Origin of the sequence: Janthinobacterium violaceinigrum (assembly GCF_009208555.1) — a bacterium.
In the GTDB taxonomy this organism is placed as follows: domain Bacteria; phylum Pseudomonadota; class Gammaproteobacteria; order Burkholderiales; family Burkholderiaceae_D; genus Janthinobacterium; species Janthinobacterium violaceinigrum.
In genome coordinates this window covers 54383-79956 of the sequence record NZ_WFLI01000026.1, presented here as the reverse complement: position 1 = coordinate 79956, position 25574 = coordinate 54383, and the positions used below count along the sequence as shown (strand labels likewise).

Genomic DNA, 25574 nt, shown 5'->3' with positions numbered 1-25574 from the left:
CGCCCCTGGACGCGTGCGTGAGCCCGCTTCAGCGGCGCACGCGTATTGGCCTGCGCTATTGGCGCACGCTTACTTGCGCACGATCCGGTAGACCTTGCCCGTGCCGCTCAGCATGTACAGCTCGTTTTGAGCATCCTGGCCGAAGGACAGGATATTGCCCACGTTCGTGATGCCCCAGTCCGTCACGGCGGAGGCCGTGCCATTGCCGTAGCTGAAACTCTTCAGCCAGCCGCTGCAGTAGTCCGAATACAGGTACTGTCCCGCCAGTTCCGGCAGGGCCGTGCCGCGGTACACATAGCCGCCCGTGATCGAGCAGCCGCCGGCCGCATCGTGGCCGTATTCGATGGCAGGCAGGACCAGGCCCGCCTGGCTGCAACTGCTGCTGTTGTAGCAGTGCGCGCCTTCCATGACGTTCCAGCCATAGTTGTTGCCCGCCTGGGAGACGGGACGCACGTCGACCTCTTCCCAGTTGGCCTGGCCCACGTCGGCGATGTACAACAGCTGGGCCGGCACGTCGAAGGCGTAGCGCCACGGATTGCGCAAGCCATACGCCCAGATCTCGCCCCGCGCGCCCGCCGTGCCGGCAAACGGATTACCCGGTGGAATGGCGTACGGCTGGGCTACGCTGCTGGCGCCGACGTCCAGGCGCAGCAGTTTACCGAGCAGCACATTCGTGTTTTGCGCATTGCCGGGCGGGTCGCCCGCGCTGCCGCCGTCGCCCGTGCCCGCGTACAGATAGCCGTCCGGGCCAAAGCTGAGCAGGCCGCCATAGTGGTTGCTGAAGGTGGGGTGGGCAATCGTGATAATGGTCAGCGCGGACAGGGGATCGGCCACGTTGGCGTTGCCGGCCGACACTTGCCGCCGCTCGATGACGATATCGCCCGCCAGATTGGTGTAATAGATGAAGAAATAGCCATTGCTCGCGTATTGCGGATGGAAGGCCAGCGACAGCAAGCCCCGCTCGCCGCTGGTGCTGGTCAACGTGCCGATGTCGAGGAAGGGCGTGGCCAGCAGGTTGCCGTTTTGCAGCACGCGGATGCGGCCGGGGCGTTCGAGGATGAAGAGGCGGCTGTCGCCGCTCGGCGCCGTGAGGAAGATGGGGGCGTTCAAGCCGCTGGCCACCTCTTGCAGGGCCAGGGCCAGCGGCGCCGTGGCTGCATAGCTGACGCTGGCGCTGGCCGTCGCGCCCGCATTGACTTGCACCTGCTGCGTGACGGGCGTGGGCGCCAGCGTGCCCGTGCCTTGCGCCACGCTGGCGGCGTTGAGCGCGTAGGCGCCGGGCGCCAGGTCCGTCAAGGTGGCGCTTGCCGTCAGCAGTTTGCTGTAGGCCCCGGGACCGCTGACCGTGACGGCGCCCGCCACGCCGGCCGGCAAGCCGCCGATGGTCACGGCCAGGCTGCCGGTCGCGGCGCCGGGCGGGTGGTGGCCGCCCCCGCCGCCGCAGGAAGATAGCAGGGCCAGGCAGCATGCCAGCAGCAGGGCTGGCCAGGCGAAGGGCAGTCGGGATAGTACGTTGCGCATGTCAGTCTCCTGGAGGAACGATGAAATGGCGAGTCAGCGGGGCGAGTCAGGGCGGTACATCAAAGGAAATACATCAAGGGACATACATCAAGGGACATACATCAAGGGAACGCCGTTGCGTCAAGAATGCGCGTTTTTATGTCCGCAAGATTGAGCTTGCGCAAGCGTATGCCTGGCGCGCGCCGCGCGTCCGTGCGCTGCTGCACCTTGCGGCGGCATCGGACAAATGCGCCGCGTTTTCAGACAAGCGCGGGGCCGCTGGTCCCGCCGCGCCTGCCTGCGCCCGATAATGGCGCATCTGAAACCGAGCAGGAAGACATCCCATGAAAACCAAAGCCGCGATTGCCTGGAAGGCGGGCGCCCCGCTGACCATCGAAGAAGTCGACCTGGCCGGCCCGCGCGCCGGCGAAGTGCTGGTCGAGCTGAAAGCCACGGGCATTTGCCACACCGATTACTACACCCTGTCGGGCGCCGATCCGGAAGGCATCTTCCCCGCCATCCTGGGCCACGAAGGGGCCGGCGTCGTCGTCGACGTGGGTCCGGGCGTGACGACCCTGAAAAAGGATGACCACGTCATCCCCCTGTACACGCCGGAATGCCGCCAGTGCAAGTTCTGCCTGTCGCAAAAGACGAACCTGTGCCAGGCCATCCGCTCCACGCAGGGCCGCGGCCTGATGCCGGACGCTACCAGTCGCTTCTCGCTCAATGGCCAGCCGCTGTTCCACTACATGGGCACGTCCACGTTCTCGAACTACATCGTCGTGCCGGAAATCGCGCTGGCCAAGATCCGCGAAGATGCGCCGTTCGACAAGGTGTGCTACATCGGCTGCGGCGTGACGACGGGCGTGGGCGCCGTGCTGTTCTCGGCCAAGGTCGAGGCGGGCGCCAACGTGGCCGTGTTCGGTCTGGGCGGCATCGGCCTGAACGTGATCCAGGCGGCGAAGATGGTGGGCGCCGACAAGATCATCGGCATCGACATCAACCCCGCGCGCCAGGCCATCGCGCGCAAGTTCGGCATGACGCATTTCATCAACCCGAACGAAGTGGAGAACGTCGTCGATGCCATCGTGCAACTGACGGACGGCGGCGCCGACTACAGCTTCGAGTGCGTGGGCAACACGACCCTGATGCGCCAGGCGCTCGAGTGCACGCACAAGGGCTGGGGCAAGTCCTTCATCATCGGCGTGGCGGCGGCAGGGCAGGAAATTTCCACGCGTCCGTTCCAGCTGGTGACGGGACGCGAATGGCGCGGCTCGGCCTTCGGTGGCGCACGGGGACGCACGGACGTGCCGAAGATCGTCGACTGGTATATGGAAGGCAAGCTCAATATCGACGACCTGATCACGCACCGTTTGCCGCTCGAACGCATCAATGAAGGCTTCGACCTGATGAAGAGCGGCGAATCGATCCGTTCCGTCGTGCTGTACTAAGCGGCACGCAATGTACTCATTGCGCAACACTTGACGGACGGGGCAGGGCGGCAGGCTGTACTTCGCCGCCTGCCCCTGCTAGTGTGAAGGCATCCGCCTTGCTTTGGGAGCCGTTCATGTTTGCCACTGCCTATCTCGCGACTTTGCGCCGCATGCTGCCCGTCTTCCTCGGCGCGGCCCTGTCTTCCCTGCTGGCCTTGTGGTGGAGCAATGCCGCCAGCCTCGCCACGCCCGCCATCTGGCTGGCGCTGCTGGCCACGTATCTGCTGTGCGCACTCTTGTTTACGCCGCTGGCCCGGCAGAACCGCCAACTGGCCACGCGTCACGTGCGTCACGGCAAGCCGCGCTGAATTGCTAGCGCGCCGTGCTGGAAAAGCGCTCGCGGTAGTCGCGCGGCGTGATGGCGAGTTTCTTTTGAAACAGGCGGCGCAGCCTTTCCTCGCTGTGCAAGCCCGCCTGCACGGCCACCTGTTTTAAGGAAGACACATTGTCTTCCAGCAAGCGGCGCGCCACTTCGAAGCGGGCCGTGTCGATGAATTCCGTGGGGCTGGTGCCCGTTTCGCGCTGGAACACGCGCGTAAAATTGCGCTCGCTCATGGCCAGCCTGGCCGCCAGCAGCGGCACCGTGAGCTCATCTGCCAGGTGTTCCATGATCCAGCCCTGCAACTGGCGGATGGTGGGATGCGTGGTCATCTGGCTCGACAGGTGCACGGAAAACTGCGACTGGCCGCCGGGCCGTTTCAGGTACACCACCAGGTCGCGCGCCACTTCCAGCGCGATATCGCGGCTGAAATCGTCTTCCACCAGGGCCAGCGCCAGGTCGATGCCGGCCGTCACGCCGGCCGACGTCCAGAATTTCCCTTCCCGCACGAAAATCGCATCGGCATTGACCTGTATCAATGGATAGCGCTGGCGCAGGCTGTCCACGGCGCTCCAGTGCGTGGCCGCGCTCTTGCCGTCGAGCACGCCGGCTTCGGCCAGGAAGAAGCAGCCCGTGCACAGGGCCGCCAGGGTATCGATGCGGGGCGCCGCCTCGGCCACCCAGGCGGCGAGGGCGGGGATGTCCTGCAAGACTTGCTCGACGTGGTGGCAGCCGACGATGACGGCCAGGTCGGGCAGGCGGTGCGCATCGAGCGCCTTGCTGGCGTGCAGCGACATCAGGGTGTCCGACTCGACGGGGCCGATGGCCGTCGAGGCGATGCGCACGTCGTAGCCGCCCGGCAGGTTGCGCAGGCGCAAATGGGTGTTGGCGTAGTCAAACACCTTCATGGCGCCGATGGCTTCGAGCGCCTTGAAGCCGGGATAGACGATGATGTCGACGGTGCGCAGGGGGAATTCTTTGGGGCTTTGCTTGATCATGCGATATGCGCGAGGGGGATAAATACTGCCATAATGCAACAACAGCGATGGCGTAGGTTAGCATGAAATAATCCGCGCGCCCGCTGGCTCCCCACCCATCGGATTCCTGGATATCGTGCGCTTACTCCACATTTTGACTGCCCTGACATTGCTGCTGGGCTCATCCTTGGCCCACGCGGCCACGCTCAATTTCAATGGCGGCGCCGTCAGCGGCTGTACGCTGGCGCCGTCAGCTACCCAATACACTTGCGCCAGCTTGCAGATGGGCGATACGGATGCCGTCGTCATCGCCAGCGGCTACGGCGTCACGGTCAACAGCGATGTGAGCATCGGCTATAACCAGGGCTTGAGCATGAGCGGCACGGCATCGCTGACGGCCAACAGGAATCTCGACTTCAGCAACACCAATACGCCGAACCTGAAGATCACGGGCGGCAGTTTGACGGCCAAGGGCGGCAGCTTCAAAGTGGGCGGGCAAAGCAACAATGTCATCGTGGCCGATATTTCGGCTGCCGCCGTGATCCTGGGCGGCACGCCCGTGCGGGTCACGGGCAATATCACGGCCACGGGCGGCAGCATCGACATTTCCTCCGGCTCCACCGTGAACGGCGCCCTCAACGGCGGTACGATCACCACCAATTCCAATGTCACCATTACGGGCAGCATCAAGGCCAGCGGCAACGTCAGCATCGGTTCCAGTTCGACGATAACGGGACCCGTCAGCGGCAGCAGCGTCAGCACCAGTTCCAGCGTGACGATCACGGGCGACGTGACGGCCGTCAATTCCTTCAGCCTTGGTTCGGGCAGTAACCTGAAGGGCAGCACCAAGGCGCCCGTCGTCAGCATCGATGCAGCGAACAGCCAGGTGCAGGGCGATATCACGGCCAGCACCTCGCTGACGGTCGGTTCCGGCAGCCAGGTCAAGGGCAACCTGACGTCGCCCAGCATCGACCTGAAGGCGTCCGGCCTGCTCGTCACGGGCGATGTGAAAGCCTCCAGCTCCCTGACCATTGCGTCCGGCAATGGCGTCAAGGGCAATGTCGAGGGCGGCAACGTGACGCTCGACTCGTCCAACGCCTATATCACGGGCAACGCCCTGGTCGACCATATCACCCTGGGCTGGCAGGGCCGGGTGCAGCAAACCATCACCTGCAAGGCATATACGCCATCGAATCCGTGCAGCTGCGTGACGAACAACAGCGGCTGGCCCTACACCGACCCCATGGGGCCGAAGTGCGGCCCCGGCACGCTGGCAGGGCCGCACCACTTCCAGATCGAGCATTCGGGCAATGCCCTGACGTGCGCGCCGCAGACGGTGACGGTGACGGCGTGCGCGGATGCCGCCTGCAGCGCCAAGTACACGAACGGCGCGAGTGTCACCGTCAGCCCTGGCGGCACGGCGACGCAGATAGACAGCAGCGGCGTGGCAACGGCCAGCGTGCGCCAGTACACGGTCGGCACGGCCACCTTGAGCCTGACCAGCGTGCCCGGCACCACGGGCGCGCTCGTGTGCAAGCGCGCATCGGACAACAGCAGCAGCTGCGACATGAACTTTGCGGCGACAGGCTTGACGGTCATTCCCGTCAATCATGTCTCGGCCACGCAAAAGGCGTTCGACGTCAGCGCCGTGCAGGCTTCCCCCAACGCGCAGGCGTGCGTGCCCCTGTTCAAAAATACCAGCAAGGACCTGAACCTCGCCTGCAGCTATGCCAATCCCGCCAGCGGTACCCTGCCTGTTCTCGTGCAGGGGACGGGACCTGTCGTGCCGCTGGCCCAGAACAGCACGAGTGCCTGCAGCACGGCGGGCGCGACCGTCAACCTGGCGTTCAACAGCCTGGGCATCGCCACGGCCCTCATGTCGTATGCGGACGTGGGACAGCTGAATCTGAAGGCCACCTATACGGGATCGGCCATTACCGGCGACGCCGGCTTGAGCATGACGGGCAGCGGCAGCGTTATCGTCGTGCCGGCCGCGTTCAGCGCCGTTGCCATCGCCACGCCCCAGCGCGCGGGTGCGCCCGTGGCGGTCAGCATGAGCGCGCTCAATAACGCGGGCCAGTTGACGCCGAACTTCGGCAATGAAAAGGTCGCAGAGACGGCGCTGCCTTCACTGGCCAGCCTGGTCAGGCCGACGGCGAGCGAGATCGCCGCGCCAGCCAAGCCAGCCGTGCAGGGAGGCGTGGTCTTCAAGAATGGCACCGTTGACAGCAGCGACATGAACTGGCCGGAAGTGGGAACGATCACCATCGCCTTCAATCTGGCCAATCCCAACGGCTACCTCGATGCCAACCTTGCTGCGCCGGTCCCAAGCGTGAGCAAGGCGGTGCAGTTCATCCCGCACCACTTCGTCACGGAACTGATCAAGGACAACAGCCAAGGCGACTTGCCCAAAGCGTCCAACGGCATCGCCACGCCATGCGCCGCGCCGCTCACCTGTGCCAACGATGGGGAGAACGGCCGTTACGCCTACTCGGGGCAGGCGATAGGCGTGCGCGTGACGGCGCGGGCCCTGGGGGAGACGACGACCAAAAATTATGACGACCGCAACCCGACCGTCCTGGCGCCCGTGCTGCTCGATGGCTGGGATGCAGCCACGGGGGCCACGGCCTTTCCGCCGAGTACCGCTGATGGCAGCAGCCGCCTCACCGATGGCAGCAAGGCGCAAACGACCGTCACCGGCGTGGCGCCCACGAAATTCACCATGGGCGTTGCCTCGCCCATGGTTGCCTACCGTTTCCCGGGCAAGGCAGGCGTAACGGCGAAGGTAGCGCCCACCGACGTGCGCTTGCGCGCCAGCAGCACCTATCCGGGCGGCGCCGTCGTCAGCTCAAGCTCGCCAGTGATACAGAACGAGGCACGGATGACTGTGCTGTCGGGGCAATGGATGGTGCCCCACGGCTATGGCTCCGAGTTGCTGCCCGTCAGGCTGGCCGTGCAAGTCCAGTACTGGAACGGCAAGAAATGGACGACGAATTTGCTCGACAGCATCAGCGCACTGAACAAGTCGGACGTGGTGCTGGCCAATTGCAAGAAAACGCTGGACTGCGCCAAGCTGGCCGTCGATGACCGGACGTATACCGTTGCGCAAGGCACATTGCCGCAAGCTAATCTCCTGACGTTGCTGGCGCCCGGCGCCAACAGGAGCGGCAGCGTGGACGTGTCCGCTACTAACCATCCCTACCTGGCCAGCACCGTGGGCATCGTCGTCTTTGGCGTGTTCAAGTCGGGCCCCGTGATTTATCTGCGCGAGATGTATTGAGGCAGGGCAAAGGCGGGCGGACGCAGGCAGGGCGAAAAACCAGTAACATGCCAGGCTGTGGCATTCCCCCAACCTCAGACTGGAGTTTCTATGAGCACAACATCGCAGTGGATCGATATCGCCGGCCCGGACGGCAGCTTCCAGGCTTACCTGGCCGTGCCGCACGTGGGCAAGGGCCCCGCCATCATCCTGTTGCAGGAAATTTTCGGCGTCAACGAGCATATCCGCGCCGTGGCCGACCAGTACGCGGCCGATGGCTACGTGGTGCTGGTGCCGGACCTGTTCTGGCGCGCCGGCGCGCACATCGAGCTCGGCTACGATGCGGACGGCTGGAAGCGCGCCGTGGAACTGATGCAAGCCACCGATAACGAACATGCCTTGAGCGATATCAAGGCCACCATCGCCGTCCTGCGCGCGCGTCCGGAAGTGACGGGCAAGCTGGCGTCCGTCGGCTACTGCTTCGGCGGCCGTTTGTCGTTCCAGACGGCCGCGGCCGGCCTGGTCGACGCCGCCATTGCCTATTACGGCGGCGGCATCCAGAACAAGCTGGACCTGGCCGACCGGATCCAGGTGCCGCTGCTCATGCATTTTGGCGGCCAGGACAGCCACATTGCGCCGGAAGCCGTGCAAAAGATCGCCGAGCGCTTCGAAGACCGGCAAGACGTGGAAATCCATATCTACCCGGGCGCCGAACACGGTTTCAACTGCACCCACCGCGACAGCTACCAGCAGCGCGCCGCCGCCCACGCGCACGGCAATTCCTTGATTTTCTTGGCGGAAAATCTGTAAGACGGGTGCCGAAAACAGGATGGCCGTGGATGCCCGCTCAGCAGCAAAGCCGCGCGGGCGCTAAAATAGCGGCTGTGCCGGGCAACTCCGGCCGGCCGGGCGCCGCGCCCGGCAAACCTGGATGAGGAACCGAATTAAAGATGGCCCAAGTAATTGTTTCTGTAACATTGGCGGCAAGCGCCGAACGCGTGTGGGATTTTATCGGCGGCTTCCAGTCGCTGGCTGAATGGTCGAGCTCGATCAAGACCAGCCTGTCCGAGCATGGCGGCCGCGTGCGCCGCCTGAAAACCACGGACGGCGCCATCATCGCCGAACGCCTGCAAAGCTACAGCGAAGCGGACAAGAGCTACAGCTATACCATCGTCTCGGGGCCGATCCCCGTCAAGAATTACCGCTCCACCCTGCGCGTCACGGGCGAGCCGGGCGGCGCTTCCTGCGTGGCGGAATGGTCGAGCGAGTTCGACGCAGCCGAGGGCGTGGAAGAAGTCATGATCGGTGCGTTCCAGCACCTGTACGAAACGGCATTCGTCGACCTGAAACGCATCATGGCGATTTAAATGAAAACACCGGCCAAGGCCGGTGTTTTCGTATGCGTGGAATGGTTTAACGTTTGACCTTGCCAAACGCCTCGCCCTTGTTCCACACCGGCAAATTCTTGTCGTTCGCCACTTCATAGCCCAGGTTCAGGGTGAACTGCGCCTGCTGCACCATGCCCGACAGGTCCCACGACGGGTGGTATTCATCGGTGACCTGGTGGTAATCCTTTTTGAACGCCACCAGGCGCTCGCTCGATGCTTTCGGGTCCTTGACGAAGTCGAACGAGCCGTCGCCGGAAAACACGGCCGAGCCCACGTTGAAGGCGGGCACGCCGGCCTTGGCAAACGCAAAGTGGTCGGCCCGGTAAAAGGCGCCGGACAGGTCGGGAATGGTGGGTGCCAAACGCAGGCCCATGCGCTTGGCCACCTTGGCGGCGCTGGCGTACAGGCTGCTGCGCTCGGCGCCGGCCACGCCGATGTCGTGCGTCTTGCCGACGAAATTCATGCTGTCCAGGTTCAGGTCGGCGGCCGTTTTCGCCAGCGGCCACAATGGCTTGCGCGTGTAGGCCGTGCTGCCCAGCATGCCCGTTTCCTCACCGGCCGGCCACAGGAAGATCTGCGTGCGGCGCGCCGGTTGTTTGACGGCAACCTGGGCCATGGCCAGCAGCGCTGCCGCGCCCGAAGCGTTGTCGATGGCGCCGTTGTAGATGTGATCGCTTTGTCCTGAGCGGGCGCTGCCTTCGTCATCCTTGCCCAGGTGGTCCCAGTGGGCCGAGTAAATGACGGCCTCGTCCTTCAGCTTCGGGTCCGTGCCGGGCACGATGCCGGCCACGTTGAATTGCTCGATGCTGCGGATCTGGCTGTTCAGCGCCACCTTGACCGTGGCGTTCAAGGCCACGGGGCGGAACGCGCGCGTTTCCGCCTGCGCGCGCAAGGCATCCAGGTCTTGTCCGCCCGCCTGGAACAGGGCGCGCGCCATGTCTTCCTGCAGCCAGCCTTCCATCGCATTGCCAGCGCCAGCCAGGCTGAAGCGCTCATGGCCGAAACCGTTGGCCGGCACGGACCACGGATACGACGCCGATGCGGTCGTGTGGATCAGCAAGACGCCGGCGGCGCCCTGGCGCAGCGCTTCCTCGTACTTGTAGACCCAGCGGCCGTAGTAGGTCAGCGACTTGCCGGCAAAGCGGTTGGGCTCGCTGGCGGTCGGCTGCGGGTCGTTGACCATCATGACCACCAGCTTGCCCTTCAAGCCGACGCCCTTGAAGTCGTCCCAGTTTTCCTCGGGGGCGCGGATGCCGTAGCCGGCAAACACGACGGGCGCGTCGAACGCCACTTTTTCCTGGCCATTGGCGGCGCCGAAGACGATGTCCTTGCCGACGGCGGGAGACAAGGTCTTGCCGCCCGCGCTGAACGTCACGGTGCTCGATGGCAAGGCCTTGCTGCCGACGATGGTCAGCGCCTGGCGGTAGGTGCCATCCGGCAATGGCTGCAGGCCGGCCACGGCTGCCTGGGTTTCCAGGTAGCGCACGGCCAGGTCGCCGCCGCGCTGGCCCGTGCCCCGTCCTTCGAGCAAATCGTCGGCCAGGAAGGACAGGTGGGCGCGCAGGGGCGCTTCGGCAACGAGCGGTTGGGCGAGGGCGGCCGTGCTGAACAGGCTGGCGGCGAGGACTAGGGGAAAGCGCATGACAACTCCAAAAGTGAATACGGGAAAGCAAAGCAGCGGTAATCTTACTCTACCGCAATGCTCTGGCGTAGCGCGCGGCGCGCGCGAGCCGATTGCGGCCACAATGGCCGCTGGCCCACCGACAAGGAGCGTTCCATGACTGCCATTAACTTGCAATCGAGTAATACCCTGCGTACCGCCGACGGCACCCTGATCTACTACAAGGACTGGGGCAGCGGCCCGCCCGTCGTCTTCAGCCACGGCTGGCCCCTGTCGTCCGACGCCTGGGAAGACCAGATGTTTTATCTGGCGTCGCACGGCTATCGCGTCATCGCGCACGACCGGCGCGGCCACGGCCGCTCCAGCCAGCCCTTCGACGGCAACGACATGGATACCTATGCCGACGACCTGGCCGCCCTGATCGACACGCTGGACTTGACGGGCGCCACCCTCGTCGGCCACTCGACGGGCGGCGGCGAAGTGGCGCGCTACATCGGCCGGCACGGCACGCAGCGCCTGGCGGGCGCCGTGCTCGTGGGCGCCGTGCCGCCGCTGATGCTGCAGACGCCGGACAACCCGCTGGGCTTGCCGCTCTCCGTCTTTGACGGCATCCGCGCGGGCGTGCAGGCCGACCGCAGCGCCTTCTTCCGCGACTTGAGCGAGGCTTTCTATGGCTACAACCGTCCCGGCGCCACCGCGTCGCAGGGCGTGCGCGACAGTTTCTGGCTGCAGGGCATGCAGGCGGGCATGCCGGCCGCCTATCTGTGCATCAAGCAGTTTTCGGAAACGGATTTCACCAGCGACCTGGCCAGGTTCGACGTGCCGACCCTGGTGATCCATGGCGACGACGATCAGATCGTGCCCATCGCCGCCTCGGCGCGGCGCACGGCCGAGCTCATCATCGGCAGCAAATTGCTCGTGTATGCGGGCGCGCCGCACGGGCTGGCGACGACGCACAAGGACCGCCTGAACGAGGACTTGCTGGAGTTCCTGCGCACCTGAAACGGGGCGGGCGCCATGGGATTGGGGCGCCCGCCGTTTCTGTTGCCGTGTAGAACAGGCGCGGGCGGCACATTGTTGTGTATCGTTTAATGTTGGCAAAATCACGCGCCAAATGCGTGCGGATCGCCGATTTTTCTGCCTTTTTTCGGTAGATATGGCGCAAAAAACGGCGTTCTGCGGCATGCAGCCACCCGGTAAGGTCCAGTAAAGAGTAAACTAGCAGATACACTCTTTCGCATTGGGCGATTCGAGCGAACTTGTGAGTGATTTCATGTCTGATACACCAATTTCCTTATTTTCCGACCTTAACCTGAGCGAGCCGCTGGTTCGCGCGCTCAAGGATGTCGGTTACGAAACACCGTCGCCTATCCAGGCGGCCACGATTCCATTATTGCTCGCTAACCGCGACGTGCTGGGCCAGGCGCAAACGGGCACGGGTAAGACCGCCGCCTTCGCCTTGCCTATCCTGTCGCGCATTGATCTGAAACAAAGCTCACCCCAAGCCTTGGTCCTGGCACCGACGCGCGAACTGGCCATCCAGGTCGCCGAAGCGTTCCAGGTGTACGCTGCCCACATCCCCGGCTTCCACGTGCTGCCGATCTACGGCGGCCAAAGCTACGGCCCGCAGCTGTCGGCCCTGCGCCGCGGCGTGCACGTCGTCGTCGGCACCCCTGGCCGCGTCATCGATCACCTGGACAAGGGTTCGCTCGACCTGTCCAAGCTGAAGACCCTGGTGCTGGACGAAGCCGATGAAATGCTGCGCATGGGCTTTATCGACGATGTCGAACGCATCTTGCAAGAAACACCGGAAGGCCATCAAACGGCGCTGTTCTCGGCCACCATGCCTTCCGTCATCAAGCGCATCGCCACGACCTACCTGGTGAACCCGGCCGAAGTAACGGTTGCCGCCAAGACGGGCACGGCCGACAACATCCGCCAGCGCTACTGGCTGGTGTCGGGCATGCACAAGCTCGACGCGCTGACCCGCATCCTGGAAGCGGAAGCGTTTGACGGCATGATCATCTTCGCCCGCACCAAGCTGGGCACGGAAGAGCTGGCCAGCAAGCTGCAGGCACGGGGCTTCTCGGCTGCCGCCATCAATGGCGATATCCAGCAGGCGCAGCGCGAGCGCACGATTCAGCAGTTGAAAGACGGTAAGATCGACATCCTCGTGGCCACCGACGTGGCCGCCCGCGGCCTGGACGTCGAGCGCATCAGCCACGTCGTCAACTACGACGTGCCGCACGATCCGGAAAGCTATACCCACCGCATCGGCCGCACGGGCCGCGCCGGCCGCAGCGGCGAAGCGATTTTGTTCATCACCCCGCGTGAAAAGAACTTGCTGAAAGCCATCGAACGCTCGACCCGCCAGCCGATCGGCATGCTGGAATTGCCAACGATCCAGGCCGTCAACGACGTGCGTATCGCCAAGTTCAAGGAACAGATCAGCGAAACCCTGGCCCTGGGCGAACTGGAGCAGTTCCAGTCGCTGATCGAAGATTTTGAACGCGAACAGAACATTCCCGCCATCGAAATCGCCGCCGCCCTGGCGAAGATGGCGCGTGGCAATGTGCCTCTGTTGCTGGACAAGAACAAGGCGCGCGAGCAAGCCACGTGGCAAGACGACCGTCCAGTGCGCCAAGACCGCTTCGAACGCAACGACCGTCCGGAACGGGGCGACCGCTTCGAGCGCAGCGAACGCCCGGCCTTCCCGAAAAAGGAACGCATTCAACGTCCAGCCGACGCCGGCATGCAAACCTTCCGCATTGAGGTAGGTCATCAGCATGGCGTGAAGCCAGGCAATATCGTGGGCGCCATCGCCAACGAGGCGGGCATCGATTCGAAAAACATCGGCCGCATTGAAATCTATGACGATTACAGCGTCCTGGACTTGCCAGACAGCATGCCGAAAGAATTGCTGGACCAGCTGAAAACCGTGTGGGTGGCGGGCCAGCAGCTGCGCATCAGCCGCGACGGCGACGCGCCGGACCTGGCGCCGCCAGCCGCGCCGCGCAAGCCGTTTGCCGCCAAGTCCGCGCCAGCGTTCAAGGATGCGCCAGCGGACGCGGGCGAAGTGGCCCCGCGCGCGCCGAAGAAGGAGCGTCCACGTCCCGGCGTGACGGCTTACCGCATCGAAGTGGGCCGTGAGCACGCCGTAACGCCAAGCAACATCGTTGGCGCCATCGCCAACGAAGCGAACCTGGAAGCCAAGCATATCGGCCGCATCGATATCTTTGACAACTACAGCGTGCTGGACCTGCCGGAAGGCATGCCGCCGGAAATCCTCGACCACCTGAAATCGGTCGTGGTCTCGGGCCAGAAACTGCGCATCAGCCTGGATGACGGCACGACGGAGCGCAAGCCTGCGCCACCGCGTCCGAAATCGCCACCGCGCAAGACCTACAAGTAACAGCTGACATCCATTCCCGTGCAGGCGCTCCGGCGCCTGTGTCGCGGATTGGAGACACATCCCCCACTGGCGCGCTCGCGCCAGTTTTTATTTTCCCTTCAGAAATGAACCTTATCGCTCCATTATCCGGGCGGAGGGCTGCGCCATGGGTTTTTCCTATCGGATTGCCGTTGCCATCTTTTAATCGGCAGATGCGGCTTGTTTCTCGCACCGGATAACGATAAATAATATTTAATTAATTATTCATACTGCACGTTATTAAAGTTTTGAATTTCAATAAAATCAATCAAGTTGATTCAAAATAAATCCTAAAACATAAAATAATTGACTTTTATTAAATTGTTTGACCAGCGTCACTGTCGCCGAGGCGATATATCATGGCTGCTTGATGTGGTATATTGTTTTTATGTTTTTGTTATGCTAGTTGAAAAAAATAGAGGAGCGACGATGCGGGTCAATACGCCTATCACGCAAAATGAATACGTATTAAATGAAGGCATGACGATTGTTTCCACTACGGATTTACAGGGAAACATCAATTACGCCAATCAGTATTTCATTGAGGTCAGCGGCTTTTCAGAAATGGAACTGCTGGGTGCACCACAGAATATCCTGCGTCATCCCGATATGCCGGCCGAAGCGTTTGCCGACCTGTGGGACACCATCAAGACGGGCATGCCCTGGACCGGCATGGTCAAGAACCGCTGCAAGAATGGCGATTTCTACTGGGTCTTCGCCAACATCACGCCCGTCATCGAAAACGGCCGCCCGATCGGCTATATGTCCGTGCGCACCAAGCCCACGCGCGAGCAGATCAACGAAGCGGCAGCCCTGTATAAAAGCTTCAAGGATGGCAATAGCGCCAACCTGGCGATCCGCAATGGCCGCGTCGTGCGCCAGGGCTGGGCCGCCAAGCTGGCCGAATGGCGCAAGCTGACCCTGTCGCAGGACCTGGCCCTGCATTGCATCGTCTTTGGCGTGGTGCTGGCCATCCTCGGCTGCGCCGTGTGGAATATCGATGGCGACACGAGCACGGCCACGCGCAGCTGGCTCAGCGGCGCGGCCGCCGCGGCCGTGGCGCTGATGCTGTATTTCTGGGCGCATCTGCACAATTCCCTCGTCGCCCCCTTGGGCGACGCCATCACGGTGGCGCGCAAGATGGCGGGCGGCGACTTGACGGGCGTCATCGACAAGGTACGCGACGATGACATGGGTCAATTGATGGCCGCCTTGCGCCAGACCAACATCAACTTGCACAGCATCATCGGCGACGTGCGCGCCAACTTCGAGGATATCCGCATCACCACGGCGGAAATTGCCACAGGTAATATGGACTTGTCCAGCCGCACGGAATCGCAGGCGTCCAGCCTCGAGCAGACGGCGGCCAGCATGGAAGAGCTGACCTCCACCGTACAGAACAGCGCCGACCACGTGGCCACGGCCAACGACCTGGCGGCGCAGGCGTCCACCGTGGCCGCCAAGGGCGGTACCATCGTCAGCGAAGTGGTCACGACGATGGATGAGATCAGCACGTCGTCGCGCAAGATTCTCGACATTATCGGCTTGATCGACGGTATCGCCTTCCAGACGAACATCCTGGCCTTGAACGCGGCTGTGGAAGCGGCCCGCGCGGGCGAGCACGGCCGCGGTTTTGCCGTCGTGGCCGGCGAAGTGCGCAGCCTGGCACAGCGCTCGGCAACGGCCGCGAAAGAGGTGAAAAACCTGATCGACCATTCGATCGCCACCGTGAATGCGGGCAGCGTGCTGACCAGCAATGCGGGCGCTACCATGACGGAAGTGATCGCTTCGGTGGCCAGGGTGACGGAAGTGATGGACGAGATTTCATCCACCACGCGCGAGCAGAACCAGGGCATCGGACAAGTCAACCAGGCCGTCATCCACATGGATGGCATCACGCAGCAGAATGCGGCGCTGGTGGAGCAGGCTGCTGCCGCCGCCACCAACCTGGCGCAGCGCACCAACAGCGTGGCCCAGTCGATCGGCATCTTCAAGCTGAAGGCGTCGCCCAAGCGCAAGGCTGCCGGCGTGGGCCGCAGCCCCAGCGTGGCGGCCGGCGTGGCGTCGCGGGCCTTGCTGAAGGCTCGATAATTACCACAACGGCGAAAGGCTGGGGTCAGTCACTGCGTGACCGGAATGCTTCCCATTGGGAGCATTCCCCCCGGGTTTTGTCTGTGGGCTTACTCTTACTTCTTCACCCGGTACACCTCGCCGCTGCGCACCTTCCGCACCACCCCATCCCCGCCAAACAGAATCACATATTCGCCCTGCGCGCCCGAGGCCGCCGGATACGTGTACATCCACACTTCATTGCCGCTGTCGAAACGAATCGAGGTGCTGTCTCCCAGCGCCGCGCGCACCTGTTCGCGCGTGCTGCTGCCTGCTTGCACCACCTGCTCCAGGGTGGCGTACGGGACATTCTTGCTGGCCTGCAAGGCGCGCGTGCCGGAGCAGGCGGCCAGCAGCATCAGCACGATCAGCGAAAGGCCCTTCATGGCGCCACCTCGTCCATGTAAGTAAATTCCAGCAGGGTGTCGTCCGGCCAGTTTTGGTCCCACAGGGGGGCGTAATACGTGCGGTCAAGCAAGACTTGGCAATCGCAATAGGGCAGCGAAGCGGGCGTCTGCTCGCCGCCCGCGTACAGCATGGTGAACGGCAGGGCCAGCCGGCGTTCGCCGTGCACGAGGGTGACGCCGAACAGGGGGCGCTCCGTGAAGAACAGATAATTGCCATCGGGCTCGGAACACACCTTGTCCGTGCTGTAGAGCATGCTGGACAGCCAGGCGATGATTTGCGGGTCGTTCGAGATCAGGCCCGAATCCATGCCGGCGCGGCATTCCAGGCGCAAGTCGCCCAGGCGCCGCGTGCCGGGCGGCAAGCCGGGCGTGATGACCTGGGCGCGCCAGCTCATGGTCGTGGCCTTGCGGTTGGCGATCAGCACGGCATCTTCGCGCGCCGCTTGCGCATTGCGCACGGGGGCAAAGCTGTTGTCCTCGGCCAAGGGCAGGGGGATGCTGACCGTGTCGCCGGCGATGCGCAGCTGCACGCCCGTCATGTCCACGCCCGGCTGGCGCGGCAGCAAACGGAAACGCAGCACGGCCTGCGGCGCCAGCGCATGGTCGCGCTCGAAGCGGTCCACGCCCTGCAGCATCTTGCGGTAGGATTTATCGACGGGGTCGCGCGTGGCGTCCACCTTCACTTGCGGCACGGGCGCAGTTTGCGCCAGCGCAACAGGGACGTGGAGCAGGCAAGCGAGCAGCAGTGAGAGATGAATACGCATGCCTGAATGCTACGCCTTTTCGCGCGGCAGCCACGCACGGATGGGGGGGATCAGTATGCGCTATATTTGCGCGCGTCGCCGCGCACCTGCTGCGCCGGGTATTTCTGCGCATTGAGTGCCATCTTTTCCAGCACGGCGCCATGCAGGTCGACGCCGCTCTTGTCGGCCAGGCGCACCAGGTACATCAACACGTCGGCCAGTTCATGGCGGATGCCCGTGCGCTTCGCCTCGTCCAGTTCGCCATCGGCGCCCGTGGGCAGCCACTGGTAGTGTTCCACCAGTTCCGCCACTTCCACGGACAGGGCCATGGCCAGGTTTTTCGGCGTGTGGAACTGGTCCCAGTCGCGTTCGCTGGCAAAGGCGCGCAGGCGCGCGCGGATGTCGAGCAGGCTGTCGGCGGGCGCGTTCATGCTGCCGCCTGCAACGGTTTTTCCATGAAGACACTGAACGGATCATCGGGATAGTCGCCGTACGGTCCCCGCCGCTGGTAGCCGTGGCGCGCGTACAGGGAGATGGCGTCGGGCTGGTGGATGCCCGTTTCCAGGGTCAGCAAGCGGCAGCCGCGCGCCAGCGCCTGTTCTTCCAGCAAGGCCAGCAAGCGTTTCGCCAGGCCCTGGCCACGGCTGTCCGGGTGCACGTACATGCGCTTGAGCTCGCCGAAATCGGGCGTAACGACGATGGCGCCGCAGGCGCGCGCCGCGCCTGCCGCATCGCGGGCGACGGCAAACAGCAGGGTATCGGGCGGCAACGATGCCAGGTCCAGCGAGTAGACGCACTCGGCCGGATACAGGGTTTGTTGATAGGCATCAAGCTCGGCGATCAGGGTTTGCACGTCGGCTTGCTGCGGCGATTCCAGGCGGATGGTCATGGGGGAGTCACGTGTATGGGATTTCCCCCATGGTATCACTGCGGCCGCGCAAGGCGCATCGTCAAGCCGATGGGCGACATGACAAACCCCATCAGTTCCTGCGCCTCGCCGCCATCGGGCGTGTCGACGCCGGCGATGTCGAAGCTGCCCAGCAGCATGGCCATGGCGATCTTGATTTCCAACAAGGCCAGATAGCGGCCCGGGCACGTGCGCAAGCCGGCGCCGAAGGGCATCGACGCGCGCTTGTTGTTTGCCTCGCCGCCCTCGGCCAGCCAGCGTTCGGGCTGGAACGCCTGCGCGTCGGGAAAGTGCGCATCGGACACCGTGTCGTGGCGCATCACGCACCACACCAATGTGCCGGCCGGCACGGCGATATCGCCGATCACCGTGTCGCGCAGCGCCTCCACGGGCAGGAACGGCGCCACGGGTTTCAGGCGCATGGCTTCGCTGGCGCACGCGCCCAGGTAGTCGAGGCTATCCATCTGCTCGATCGTGAAGCGGGCCGCGTCGGGCGCCACGCGCCGCACTTCTTCGCGCGCCCGGGCCAGGGTATGCGGATGGCGCTGCAACAGATAGATCATCCAGGACACCGTGTTGGCCGTCGTGTCTTCGCCGGCCAGCAGCATGGTCAGCACATTGCCGGCCACGTTGCGGTCGCTCACGCCGCTGCCTTCCAGGTCGGCGGCGGCGATCATCGCTTCGAGCAGGTTGGGCGGACGCTCGCGCCGTGCCGGGTCGTGCGCCATGCGCGTGCGCGCCTGCTGCACCAGGCCGGCCACGGCGGCGGACAGGGCCGCCACGTCGCGGTCCAGGCGCCGGTCGACGGGCAGTTTCACGTAGCGCCAGTACGGGAACATGGACAGGCTGCGCCGCGCCACGGCGGGCAGGATGTCATCCATGTGGCGCTGGATCACGTCCTCGCCCGATTCGAGCGTGTTGACTTCCGTGCCGAAGGCCAGGCCGGCGATGATGTCGACCGTGTAGCGTTTCAGGTCGCCATCGAGGTCGATGGCCTGGCCTTGCGTGGCGGCAAGATGCCAGCGCCGCTGCAGGCGCTGGGCCACCGTCACCAGCGCGGGGAAATACGCCTTGATGGCGCCGGGCGCCATGCCGGCCATGACCATGCGGCGCTGGTTGCGCCACTCCGTGCCCTCGGCCAGGAACAGGCCGGGCACGCCGCCCATTTCGTCGGAGACGACGGAGCTGCTCAGGGGGCGGCGGAAACCGTCGGGCCGGTCGCGCAGCACGGCGCCGACGGCCTCGCTGTCGGCCACCACCAGCACCAGGGTGCGGCCGAACCAGGCGCGCATGAAGGGACCGTAGCGCTGTACCCACTCTTCCACGTCGCGGTGGATGCGCGTGAGCTTGATCTGCAGGCTGTTGCCGACGATGGGCAGGGCGAACGGCCCCGGCAGGCGGCGGATCTGGCGCAAGGGCCGCGCGATGGCGGGCGCGGCGGCGTGGTCGAGTGGCGGCATGAACATCTCCTGTCGATACGGTGAAAGTATGAGGATTGCTTGCAACAATAACCGTACTCTACGCGCTTGCGGTCCCCGTGTATTGAACGTTTACGACAGCGTGGCGCAGCAAAAAAATCCCGCTACAATGGCCGCCATGGCTTCCACACCGACTCCCGCACCCGTCACGCGCCTGATCGCGCCGCGCACCGCGCTCGCCTCCTGCGTGCGGGCCATGCTCGTGCGCAACACCATGGGCTGCGCGCCCTTGCCGTCGTCCCAGCGCCTGAACCGCTTTCCTGCCGTGCCCATGTGCAGCATCATCTGGACCGTCGCGGGCGAGGTGGAAGCGGCCGCGCCGGGCCTGTCGCTGCCGGACGTGCGCATGCCGCCCGCGCTGTTCGGCGGCCCCCGTTCGTATCCGCTGGTCAGCTATAACCCCGGCCCCGTGCACACGTTTGTCGTGATGTTTTACCCGGCCGCCCTGCATGCGTTGACGGGCGTATCGATGGATGCCTTGCTGGACCAGTTCCGCCCGCTCGATGCCGTGTTTGGCGCCGACTGGCTGGCCCTGTCGGACGCCGTGCTGGCCGCGCCCGATGATGACGTCCGCATGCGCCTGGTGGAAGATTTCCTGGCCCCGCGCTGGCAGGCGGCGCGCAAGAGCGGCGACCATCCGGCCGGCGCCGTGCAGGACTGGGTGCGCCGCCTGGGCGTGCAGGCGGCATCGACGGGCCTGGCCAGCGGCGCGCGCAATATCGAGCGCCGCATCAAGGCATGGGCCGGCCAGCCCATGCGCACCTTGCGCCGCATGCGCCGCGCGGAACAGCTGTTTCTCGACGAGCGTGGCGCCATCCTGCAAGGCACGGTGTCCTGGTCCGATATCGCCGCCAGCGGCGGTTACGCCGACCAGGCCCATTTCTGCCGCGAGACGCGCGAAATCACGGGCTTGAGTCCTACCGAGCTGGCGCGCGCCATCCGCGACGACGAGAGCTACTGGATCTACAGGATCTGGACGTAGGTCGGATTAGCGCGGCCTCGCCTCGCGTAATCCGACCTACCGTTCGCTGTACACATTTCCTTTGGATAAGGTCACCTCATGGTGGCCCGCGCCGGGCGCCAGCATGGGGAAGCAGTTTTCCGCGCCATGCACGCGCACGTCGAGGAAGTAGGGCCCCTCGGATGCCAGGCAGGCCGCCAGCGCTGCGTCGAGTTCCTCGCGCCGGCTCACCGTGTGCGCCTGCCAGCCGAACGCGCGTGCCAGCGCGACGAAATCGGGCAGCGCTTCCGTGTAGCTGTGGCTGTAGCGCCCGCCATGGATGAGTTCTTGCCACTGGCGCACCATGCCCATGTAGCCATTGTTCGACAGCACCACTTTCACGGGCAGGCGGTGCTGCACGGCGGTGGCCAGTTCCTGGATATTCATCAGAATCGAGGCGTCGCCGCTGACGCACACGACGCGCTTGTGGGGATGGGCGACCTGCGCGCCGATGGCGGCCGGCAAGCCATACCCCATGGTGCCGGCGCCGCCCGAGGTCAGCCAGCGGCGCGGCTGCGCGAAGCGCAAGTGCTGCGCCGCCCACATCTGGTGCTGGCCCACGTCGGTGGAGACGATGGCGTCGCCGCCATCCATACTGTCCAGCGCCACCTGCAGGCGCCGCATCAGCGCCTGCGGCGCGATCACCTGCGGCGTGTCGTCGAACGCCAGGCTGTCCTGCGCGCGCCAGCCGTCGATGCGCTGCCACCACGGCTGGCGGTCCGCCAGCAGGCGTCCGCGCAGCTGCGCCAGCAAGGCGGCCAGCACGGGCGCGCAATCGCCGCGCAGGGCCACGTCGGCGCGCACCACCTTGTGTATGGACGCCGGATCGATATCGACGTGGATGATTTTCGCGCCGGGGCAGAAGGCATCCAGGCGGCCCGTCACCCGGTCGTCGAAGCGGGCGCCCACGCAGACGACCAGGTCCGCATGGTGCATGGCCAGGTTCGCTTCCAGCGTGCCGTGCATGCCCAGCATGCCCAGGAAGGCAGGGTGCGCGGCGGGAAAGGCGCCCAGGCCCAGCAGGGTCAAGGTGCAGGGCGCGGCCGCCAGCTTGACCAGCTGCCCAAATGCGGCGCAGGCATCGAGGCCGGAATTGACGAGTCCCCCGCCGCCATAGAACACGGGCTGGCGCGCGCCGGCGATCAGGCTGGCGGCCCGTTCCAGGTCGGCGAGCTGCGGCAGGGGCGCGGCAGGGGTTGTGGCGGCGGGCGGCAGCGGCGTGTGCTGCGTGACGGGCGCCAGTTGCATATCCTTGGGGAAATCGACCAGCACGGGGCCGGGCCGGCCCTGCGTGGCTTGCGCGTGCGCTTCGTGCACGACGGCCGCCGTGTCCTCGGCCGACCGGATTTGCCGGTTCCACTTGGTGACGGGGCGCGAAATGCCCAGCGCGTCGCATTCCTGGAAGGCGTTCGTGCCGATGCTGGTGGTGGCCACCTGGCCGCTGATGCAGATGACGGGCACCGAATCGCACAGGGCGTCGAGCAAGCCCGTGGTGGTATTGCTCATGCCGGGGCCGGACGTGACGAAGACGACGCCGGGCCGTCCCGTGCTGCGCGCATAGCCTTCGGCCGCGTGCACGGCTGCCTGTTCGTGGCGCACCAGCACATGGCGCAGACGGGGCTGGGCATGCAGCGCGTCGTACAGGGGCAGCACGGCGCCGCCCGGATAGCCGAAGACGGTATCGACGCCCAGCGCCAGCAGGGTGTCGATCAGGACGCTGGCGCCATTGCGTGGCGCGGCGGTGTCGGAGGGCGGGGCGAGGAGGGGAGCGGGATCGGGTTTCATGTGCCTATTTTCTGCTTGCTGGCGCAGAAAAGGCTGCTGGTTTTCTCGTATAAAATGCATATTTAAGCAAAATTTGCTGAAATAATAGGGAAAAGCAGAATGAAACTGGATAAATTCGACCTCGCCATCCTGACTGCCCTGCAGCAGGATGCCCGCATCAGCCTGCATGACCTGAGCGCCAAGGTGGGCCTGACGTCGTCGCCGTGCTGGGCGCGCATCAAGCGCATGGAAGACGATGGCGTCATCGAGGGCTACACGGTGAACGTCAACGCGGCCAAGGTGGGACTGGCCGATACCGTCATCGTGCAAGTGACCCTGGACGACCATTCCGACCAGGCGCTGTTCGAGTTCGGCCACGCGCTGGCCATGATCCCGGAAGTGCTGGAAGCGTTTCTCGTCTCCGGCGACTACGATTACTACCTGCGCATCGCCGTGAGCGACACGCGCGACTACGAACGCCTGCTGCGCGAGCGCCTGTATAAAATTCCCGGCATCCGCCACAGCAAATCGAGCTTTGTCTTGCGCCAGCTCAAACAGAGTTATTTGCCCTTGCAACGCTAGTCCCCCGCACGGCGGGAGTTTTTCCCTAGTCCATCACCCGGTGGCTGTCCGATACTGGACAGTAATAAAAACCACGATAAAACCACTGGGGACCAGCATGAAACTGACTTTATTTGCGGCCGCCGCCATGGCACTGTGCCAGGCGCAGGCCGCCGAACCGGCTGCCGCCAGCCTGGACGCGCACCTGGCCGCTTCGGGCGACTTGCCCACCGTCATCATTACGGGCAGCATGCCGCTGCCCACCGTGGAGCAGCCGCGCGATACCCTGGCCGCGCCCGTGCAGACGGCCAGCGCGCAGCAGATCGCCCGCAGCGGCGCGCTCGACATTTCCGCTTTCCTGCGCCGCAACCTGGGCAGCGTGTATGTGAACGAGGTGCAGAACAATCCGTTCCAGCCCGACGTCAGCTACCGCGGCTACACGGCCTCGCCCTTGCTTGGCACGCCCCAGGGCCTGTCCGTCTACCTCGACGGCATGCGACTGAACCAGCCGTTCGGCGACGTCGTCAGCTGGGACCTGATCCCGCGCATGGCCATCGGGTCGCTGACCCTGATGCCGGGCTCGAATCCCCTGTTCGGCCTGAACACCCTGGGCGGCGCGCTGGCCCTGCAGACCAAGGATGGCCGCAGCAGTCCCGGCACCGCCATCGAGGCGCGCCTGGGTTCGCACCAGCGCCGCGCCGTGGAGGCCGAGCATGGCGGCAGCAATGCGCAGGGCTGGCACTGGTACGTGACGGGCAACCGTTTCAAGGAAGAGGGCTGGCGCGACGATTCGCCGTCCGACGTGCGCCAGGTGTTTGGCAAGCTGGGCTGGGGCGATGCGCGCACGGACATTGCCGCCACCGTGTCCCACGCGGACAATGCGCTGACGGGCAATGGCTTGCAGGAACAGCGCATGCTGGCGCGCGATTACCGCAGCGTCTACACCAAGCCGGACTTGACGGAAAACAAGTCGACCCTGTTGAACGTGACGGGCAAGCACCAGGCCAGCACGGCCTTGCTATTGTCCGGCAATGTGTATTACCGCAAGATCGACACGCACACGTTTAACGGCGACCTGAACGACGAGTCGCTCGACCAGTCCGTCTACCAGCCCGGCGCGGCCGAGCGCGCGGCGCTGGCGGCGGCCGGCTACACGGGCTTTCCCGCCAGCGGGGCGAACGCGTCCAACACGCCTTTCCCCAAATGGCGCTGCATCGCCAACGTGCTGCTGAACGATGAGCCGGCCGAAAAATGCAACGGCATGATCAACCGCAGCCATACGCAGCAGGAAAACTATGGGTTTTCGGGCCAGTTCACCGCGCTGGCCGACGTGGCGGGAGTGCGCCATACGGTCACGGCCGGTGCCGCCTACGACGTGAGCCACGCCACGTTCCGCCAGACCAGCCAGTTCGGCTATCTGAATCCGGACCGCAGCATCACGCCCGTGAACTTCTTTGCCGACGGCACGGAAATCGATGACGATGGCACGCCCGTGGACAACCGGGTCGACTTGAGCGGGCGCATGCGTACGTGGAGCGTGTATGCGAGCGACAGCATGGCGTTCACTCAAGATCTGACCTTGACCGTCTCGGGCCGCTACAACCGCAGCACCGTGCGCAACCGCGACGCCATCACGCCCGGCGGCGGCGGCGGCTCGCTCGATGGCGACCACCGTTTCAGCCGCTTCAATCCCGCCATCGGCCTGGCCTATGCGCCAGCCGCAGGCGTGAGCGCCTACCTCGGCTACAACGAAGGCAGCCGCACGCCGACGGCCATCGAACTCGGTTGCGCCGACCCGGAAAACCCGTGCCGCCTGCCCAACGCCATGGCGGGCGACCCGCCCTTGAAGCAGGTGGTGACGAAGACGTGGGAAGCGGGCGTGCGCGGCACGTTCGCCAGCGTGGCCCGTTGGAGCGCGGGCGTATTCCGCGCAGAAAACCACGACGACATCCTGTTCGTGGCCGACAACCAGGCGGGTTTCGGCTACTTCAAGAATTTCGGCAAGACGCGGCACCAGGGCGTGGAACTGGCGCTTGATGGCAAGGCGGGCGCGCTGGACTTCGGCGTCAACTACACGTGGCTGCAGGCCACGTATCAAAGCCGCGAAGTGGTCAACGGCAGCGCCAACAGCAGCAGCGATGCGGCGGCGCCCGGCCTGGAAGGCAATATCGTCATCATGCCTGGTAACCGCATTCCCCTGACGCCCAGCCATATCCTGAAGGCGCACGTGGATTACGAGGGCGGACGCGACTGGACGGTGGGCCTGGCCATGACGGCCGTGTCGAGCGCCTACGCGCGCGGCAATGAAAACAATGGCCACCAGGCGGGCGGCCCGTCCTACCTGGGGCCGGGCAAGAGCGCCGGCTACGCCGTGGTCGAGCTGAACGGCAAGTACCAGCTGACGCCCCGCCTCAGCGTATTTGCCCAAGTAAATAACTTGTTCGACCGCAAGTACGCGACGGCGGCCCAGCTGGGCGCGACGGGGTTCGATGCCAACGGCAATTTCGCCGCCCGCCCGCTGCCCGCCGTGAATGGCGACTATCCGATGGTCAACGCGACGTTCTATGCGGCAGGCGCGCCGCGCAGCGTGAATGTGGGCGTGCGTTACGCGTTTTAAC

The 25574-nt window shown here is 64.7% G+C and carries 20 protein-coding genes; 11 read left to right on the top strand and 9 right to left on the bottom strand.

What is annotated here, in order from left to right:
* Positions 1-69: 69 nt before the first annotated feature.
* Positions 70-1521 (bottom strand): PQQ-dependent sugar dehydrogenase, encoded by a 1452-nt coding sequence (locus GCN75_RS20200; RefSeq protein ID WP_152284003.1) that lies wholly within the window; start codon positions 1519-1521, stop codon positions 70-72.
* 323 nt (positions 1522-1844) lie between these two features.
* On the opposite strand from GCN75_RS20200, the gene GCN75_RS20195 reads away from it, so the two are divergent.
* Both GCN75_RS20195 and GCN75_RS20190 read left to right on the top strand, forming a co-directional pair.
* Positions 1845-2951, top strand: coding sequence for an S-(hydroxymethyl)glutathione dehydrogenase/class III alcohol dehydrogenase (locus GCN75_RS20195; RefSeq protein WP_035824324.1), 1107 nt, complete (start codon positions 1845-1847; stop codon positions 2949-2951).
* Positions 2952-3067: 116 nt separating this feature from the next.
* Positions 3068-3301: a hypothetical protein gene (locus GCN75_RS20190; RefSeq protein ID WP_152284002.1), complete on the top strand. Its 234-nt coding sequence runs from the start codon at positions 3068-3070 to the stop codon at positions 3299-3301.
* A gap of 4 nt (positions 3302-3305) precedes the next feature.
* Here GCN75_RS20190 and GCN75_RS20185 read toward each other — a convergent pair whose 3' ends face one another.
* Positions 3306-4310 (bottom strand): GlxA family transcriptional regulator, encoded by a 1005-nt coding sequence (locus GCN75_RS20185; protein ID WP_152284001.1) that lies wholly within the window; start codon positions 4308-4310, stop codon positions 3306-3308.
* 115 nt (positions 4311-4425) lie between these two features.
* Here GCN75_RS20185 and GCN75_RS20180 point away from each other — a divergent pair, with 115 nt between their 5' ends.
* The 3 genes from GCN75_RS20180 to GCN75_RS20170 all read left to right on the top strand — a co-directional run bounded on the left by GCN75_RS20180 (position 4426) and on the right by GCN75_RS20170 (position 8915).
* Positions 4426-7569, top strand: a complete 3144-nt coding sequence (locus tag GCN75_RS20180; RefSeq protein WP_152284000.1) for a polymer-forming cytoskeletal protein — start codon at positions 4426-4428, stop codon at positions 7567-7569.
* A gap of 90 nt (positions 7570-7659) precedes the next feature.
* Complete coding sequence (locus GCN75_RS20175) at positions 7660-8358, top strand: dienelactone hydrolase family protein (RefSeq protein WP_152283999.1); 699 nt, start codon at positions 7660-7662, stop codon at positions 8356-8358.
* 140 nt (positions 8359-8498) lie between these two features.
* Positions 8499-8915: an SRPBCC family protein gene (locus GCN75_RS20170; RefSeq protein ID WP_152283998.1), complete on the top strand. Its 417-nt coding sequence runs from the start codon at positions 8499-8501 to the stop codon at positions 8913-8915.
* 46 nt (positions 8916-8961) lie between these two features.
* On the opposite strand, the gene GCN75_RS20165 is transcribed toward GCN75_RS20170, so the two are convergent.
* Entirely contained in the window at positions 8962-10578 is a 1617-nt protein-coding gene (locus GCN75_RS20165; RefSeq protein WP_152283997.1) for a M28 family peptidase, read from the bottom strand.
* Positions 10579-10713: 135 nt separating this feature from the next.
* Here GCN75_RS20165 and GCN75_RS20160 point away from each other — a divergent pair, with 135 nt between their 5' ends.
* The 3 genes from GCN75_RS20160 to GCN75_RS20150 all read left to right on the top strand — a co-directional run bounded on the left by GCN75_RS20160 (position 10714) and on the right by GCN75_RS20150 (position 16078).
* Positions 10714-11559, top strand: coding sequence for an alpha/beta fold hydrolase (locus GCN75_RS20160; RefSeq protein WP_152283996.1), 846 nt, complete (start codon positions 10714-10716; stop codon positions 11557-11559).
* 271 nt (positions 11560-11830) lie between these two features.
* Complete coding sequence (locus tag GCN75_RS20155; RefSeq protein ID WP_152283995.1) at positions 11831-13969, top strand: DEAD/DEAH box helicase; 2139 nt, start codon at positions 11831-11833, stop codon at positions 13967-13969.
* A gap of 447 nt (positions 13970-14416) precedes the next feature.
* Positions 14417-16078, top strand: a complete 1662-nt coding sequence (locus GCN75_RS20150) for a methyl-accepting chemotaxis protein (RefSeq protein WP_152256996.1) — start codon at positions 14417-14419, stop codon at positions 16076-16078.
* 95 nt (positions 16079-16173) lie between these two features.
* Here GCN75_RS20150 and bamE read toward each other — a convergent pair whose 3' ends face one another.
* From bamE to GCN75_RS20125, 5 genes are read right to left on the bottom strand one after another with little or no spacing between them, the layout of a single operon-like run.
* Positions 16174-16482: an outer membrane protein assembly factor BamE domain-containing protein gene (gene bamE, locus GCN75_RS20145; protein WP_152283994.1), complete on the bottom strand. Its 309-nt coding sequence runs from the start codon at positions 16480-16482 to the stop codon at positions 16174-16176.
* Positions 16479-17267, bottom strand: a complete 789-nt coding sequence (locus GCN75_RS20140; protein ID WP_152283993.1) for a hypothetical protein — start codon at positions 17265-17267, stop codon at positions 16479-16481. Before GCN75_RS20140 ends, bamE begins: the two co-directional genes overlap by 4 nt.
* A 50-nt stretch (positions 17268-17317) precedes the next feature.
* Complete coding sequence (locus tag GCN75_RS20135; RefSeq protein WP_152283992.1) at positions 17318-17677, bottom strand: nucleotide pyrophosphohydrolase; 360 nt, start codon at positions 17675-17677, stop codon at positions 17318-17320.
* Positions 17674-18135 (bottom strand): GNAT family N-acetyltransferase, encoded by a 462-nt coding sequence (locus tag GCN75_RS20130; protein WP_152283991.1) that lies wholly within the window; start codon positions 18133-18135, stop codon positions 17674-17676. Before GCN75_RS20130 ends, GCN75_RS20135 begins: the two co-directional genes overlap by 4 nt.
* 35 nt (positions 18136-18170) lie before the next feature.
* Positions 18171-19613 (bottom strand): cytochrome P450, encoded by a 1443-nt coding sequence (locus tag GCN75_RS20125; protein WP_152283990.1) that lies wholly within the window; start codon positions 19611-19613, stop codon positions 18171-18173.
* A gap of 136 nt (positions 19614-19749) precedes the next feature.
* Between GCN75_RS20125 and GCN75_RS20120 the strand changes: the two genes are divergently transcribed.
* Positions 19750-20613, top strand: coding sequence for a helix-turn-helix domain-containing protein (locus GCN75_RS20120; RefSeq protein ID WP_152283989.1), 864 nt, complete (start codon positions 19750-19752; stop codon positions 20611-20613).
* A 36-nt stretch (positions 20614-20649) separates the two neighbouring features.
* On the opposite strand, the gene ilvB is transcribed toward GCN75_RS20120, so the two are convergent.
* A complete protein-coding gene (gene ilvB / locus GCN75_RS20115; RefSeq protein WP_152283988.1) occupies positions 20650-22416 on the bottom strand; it encodes a biosynthetic-type acetolactate synthase large subunit in 1767 nt (588 codons plus the stop codon).
* Positions 22417-22515: 99 nt separating this feature from the next.
* Here ilvB and GCN75_RS20110 point away from each other — a divergent pair, with 99 nt between their 5' ends.
* Both GCN75_RS20110 and GCN75_RS20105 read left to right on the top strand, forming a co-directional pair.
* Complete coding sequence (locus tag GCN75_RS20110) at positions 22516-22977, top strand: Lrp/AsnC family transcriptional regulator (protein ID WP_070217690.1); 462 nt, start codon at positions 22516-22518, stop codon at positions 22975-22977.
* Positions 22978-23074: 97 nt separating this feature from the next.
* The gene (locus GCN75_RS20105; RefSeq protein WP_226941485.1) at positions 23075-25573 is read left to right on the top strand and encodes a TonB-dependent receptor; all 2499 of its coding nucleotides are present in this window, start codon (positions 23075-23077) and stop codon (positions 25571-25573) included.
* The last annotated feature ends 1 nt before the right edge of the window (position 25574 follow it).

What these genes read in the sequence shown, in the direction of transcription:
- GCN75_RS20155 (WP_152283995.1), top strand. Translation starts at nt 11,831, where the DNA reads ATGTCTGATACACCAATTTCCTTATTTTCCGACCTTAACCTGAGCGAG.
- GCN75_RS20150 (WP_152256996.1), top strand. Translation starts at nt 14,417, where the DNA reads ATGCGGGTCAATACGCCTATCACGCAAAATGAATACGTATTAAATGAA.
- GCN75_RS20200 (WP_152284003.1), bottom strand. Translation starts at nt 1,521, where the DNA reads ATGCGCAACGTACTATCCCGACTGCCCTTCGCCTGGCCAGCCCTGCTG.
- GCN75_RS20130 (WP_152283991.1), bottom strand. Translation starts at nt 18,135, where the DNA reads ATGACCATCCGCCTGGAATCGCCGCAGCAAGCCGACGTGCAAACCCTG.
- ilvB (WP_152283988.1), bottom strand. Translation starts at nt 22,416, where the DNA reads ATGAAACCCGATCCCGCTCCCCTCCTCGCCCCGCCCTCCGACACCGCC.
- GCN75_RS20165 (WP_152283997.1), bottom strand. Translation starts at nt 10,578, where the DNA reads ATGCGCTTTCCCCTAGTCCTCGCCGCCAGCCTGTTCAGCACGGCCGCC.
- GCN75_RS20135 (WP_152283992.1), bottom strand. Translation starts at nt 17,677, where the DNA reads ATGAACGCGCCCGCCGACAGCCTGCTCGACATCCGCGCGCGCCTGCGC.
- GCN75_RS20170 (WP_152283998.1), top strand. Translation starts at nt 8,499, where the DNA reads ATGGCCCAAGTAATTGTTTCTGTAACATTGGCGGCAAGCGCCGAACGC.
- GCN75_RS20175 (WP_152283999.1), top strand. Translation starts at nt 7,660, where the DNA reads ATGAGCACAACATCGCAGTGGATCGATATCGCCGGCCCGGACGGCAGC.
- GCN75_RS20120 (WP_152283989.1), top strand. Translation starts at nt 19,750, where the DNA reads ATGGCTTCCACACCGACTCCCGCACCCGTCACGCGCCTGATCGCGCCG.
- GCN75_RS20105 (WP_226941485.1), top strand. Translation starts at nt 23,075, where the DNA reads ATGAAACTGACTTTATTTGCGGCCGCCGCCATGGCACTGTGCCAGGCG.
- GCN75_RS20110 (WP_070217690.1), top strand. Translation starts at nt 22,516, where the DNA reads ATGAAACTGGATAAATTCGACCTCGCCATCCTGACTGCCCTGCAGCAG.
- GCN75_RS20160 (WP_152283996.1), top strand. Translation starts at nt 10,714, where the DNA reads ATGACTGCCATTAACTTGCAATCGAGTAATACCCTGCGTACCGCCGAC.
- GCN75_RS20125 (WP_152283990.1), bottom strand. Translation starts at nt 19,613, where the DNA reads ATGCCGCCACTCGACCACGCCGCCGCGCCCGCCATCGCGCGGCCCTTG.
- GCN75_RS20190 (WP_152284002.1), top strand. Translation starts at nt 3,068, where the DNA reads ATGTTTGCCACTGCCTATCTCGCGACTTTGCGCCGCATGCTGCCCGTC.
- GCN75_RS20185 (WP_152284001.1), bottom strand. Translation starts at nt 4,310, where the DNA reads ATGATCAAGCAAAGCCCCAAAGAATTCCCCCTGCGCACCGTCGACATC.
- GCN75_RS20195 (WP_035824324.1), top strand. Translation starts at nt 1,845, where the DNA reads ATGAAAACCAAAGCCGCGATTGCCTGGAAGGCGGGCGCCCCGCTGACC.
- GCN75_RS20140 (WP_152283993.1), bottom strand. Translation starts at nt 17,267, where the DNA reads ATGCGTATTCATCTCTCACTGCTGCTCGCTTGCCTGCTCCACGTCCCT.
- bamE (WP_152283994.1), bottom strand. Translation starts at nt 16,482, where the DNA reads ATGAAGGGCCTTTCGCTGATCGTGCTGATGCTGCTGGCCGCCTGCTCC.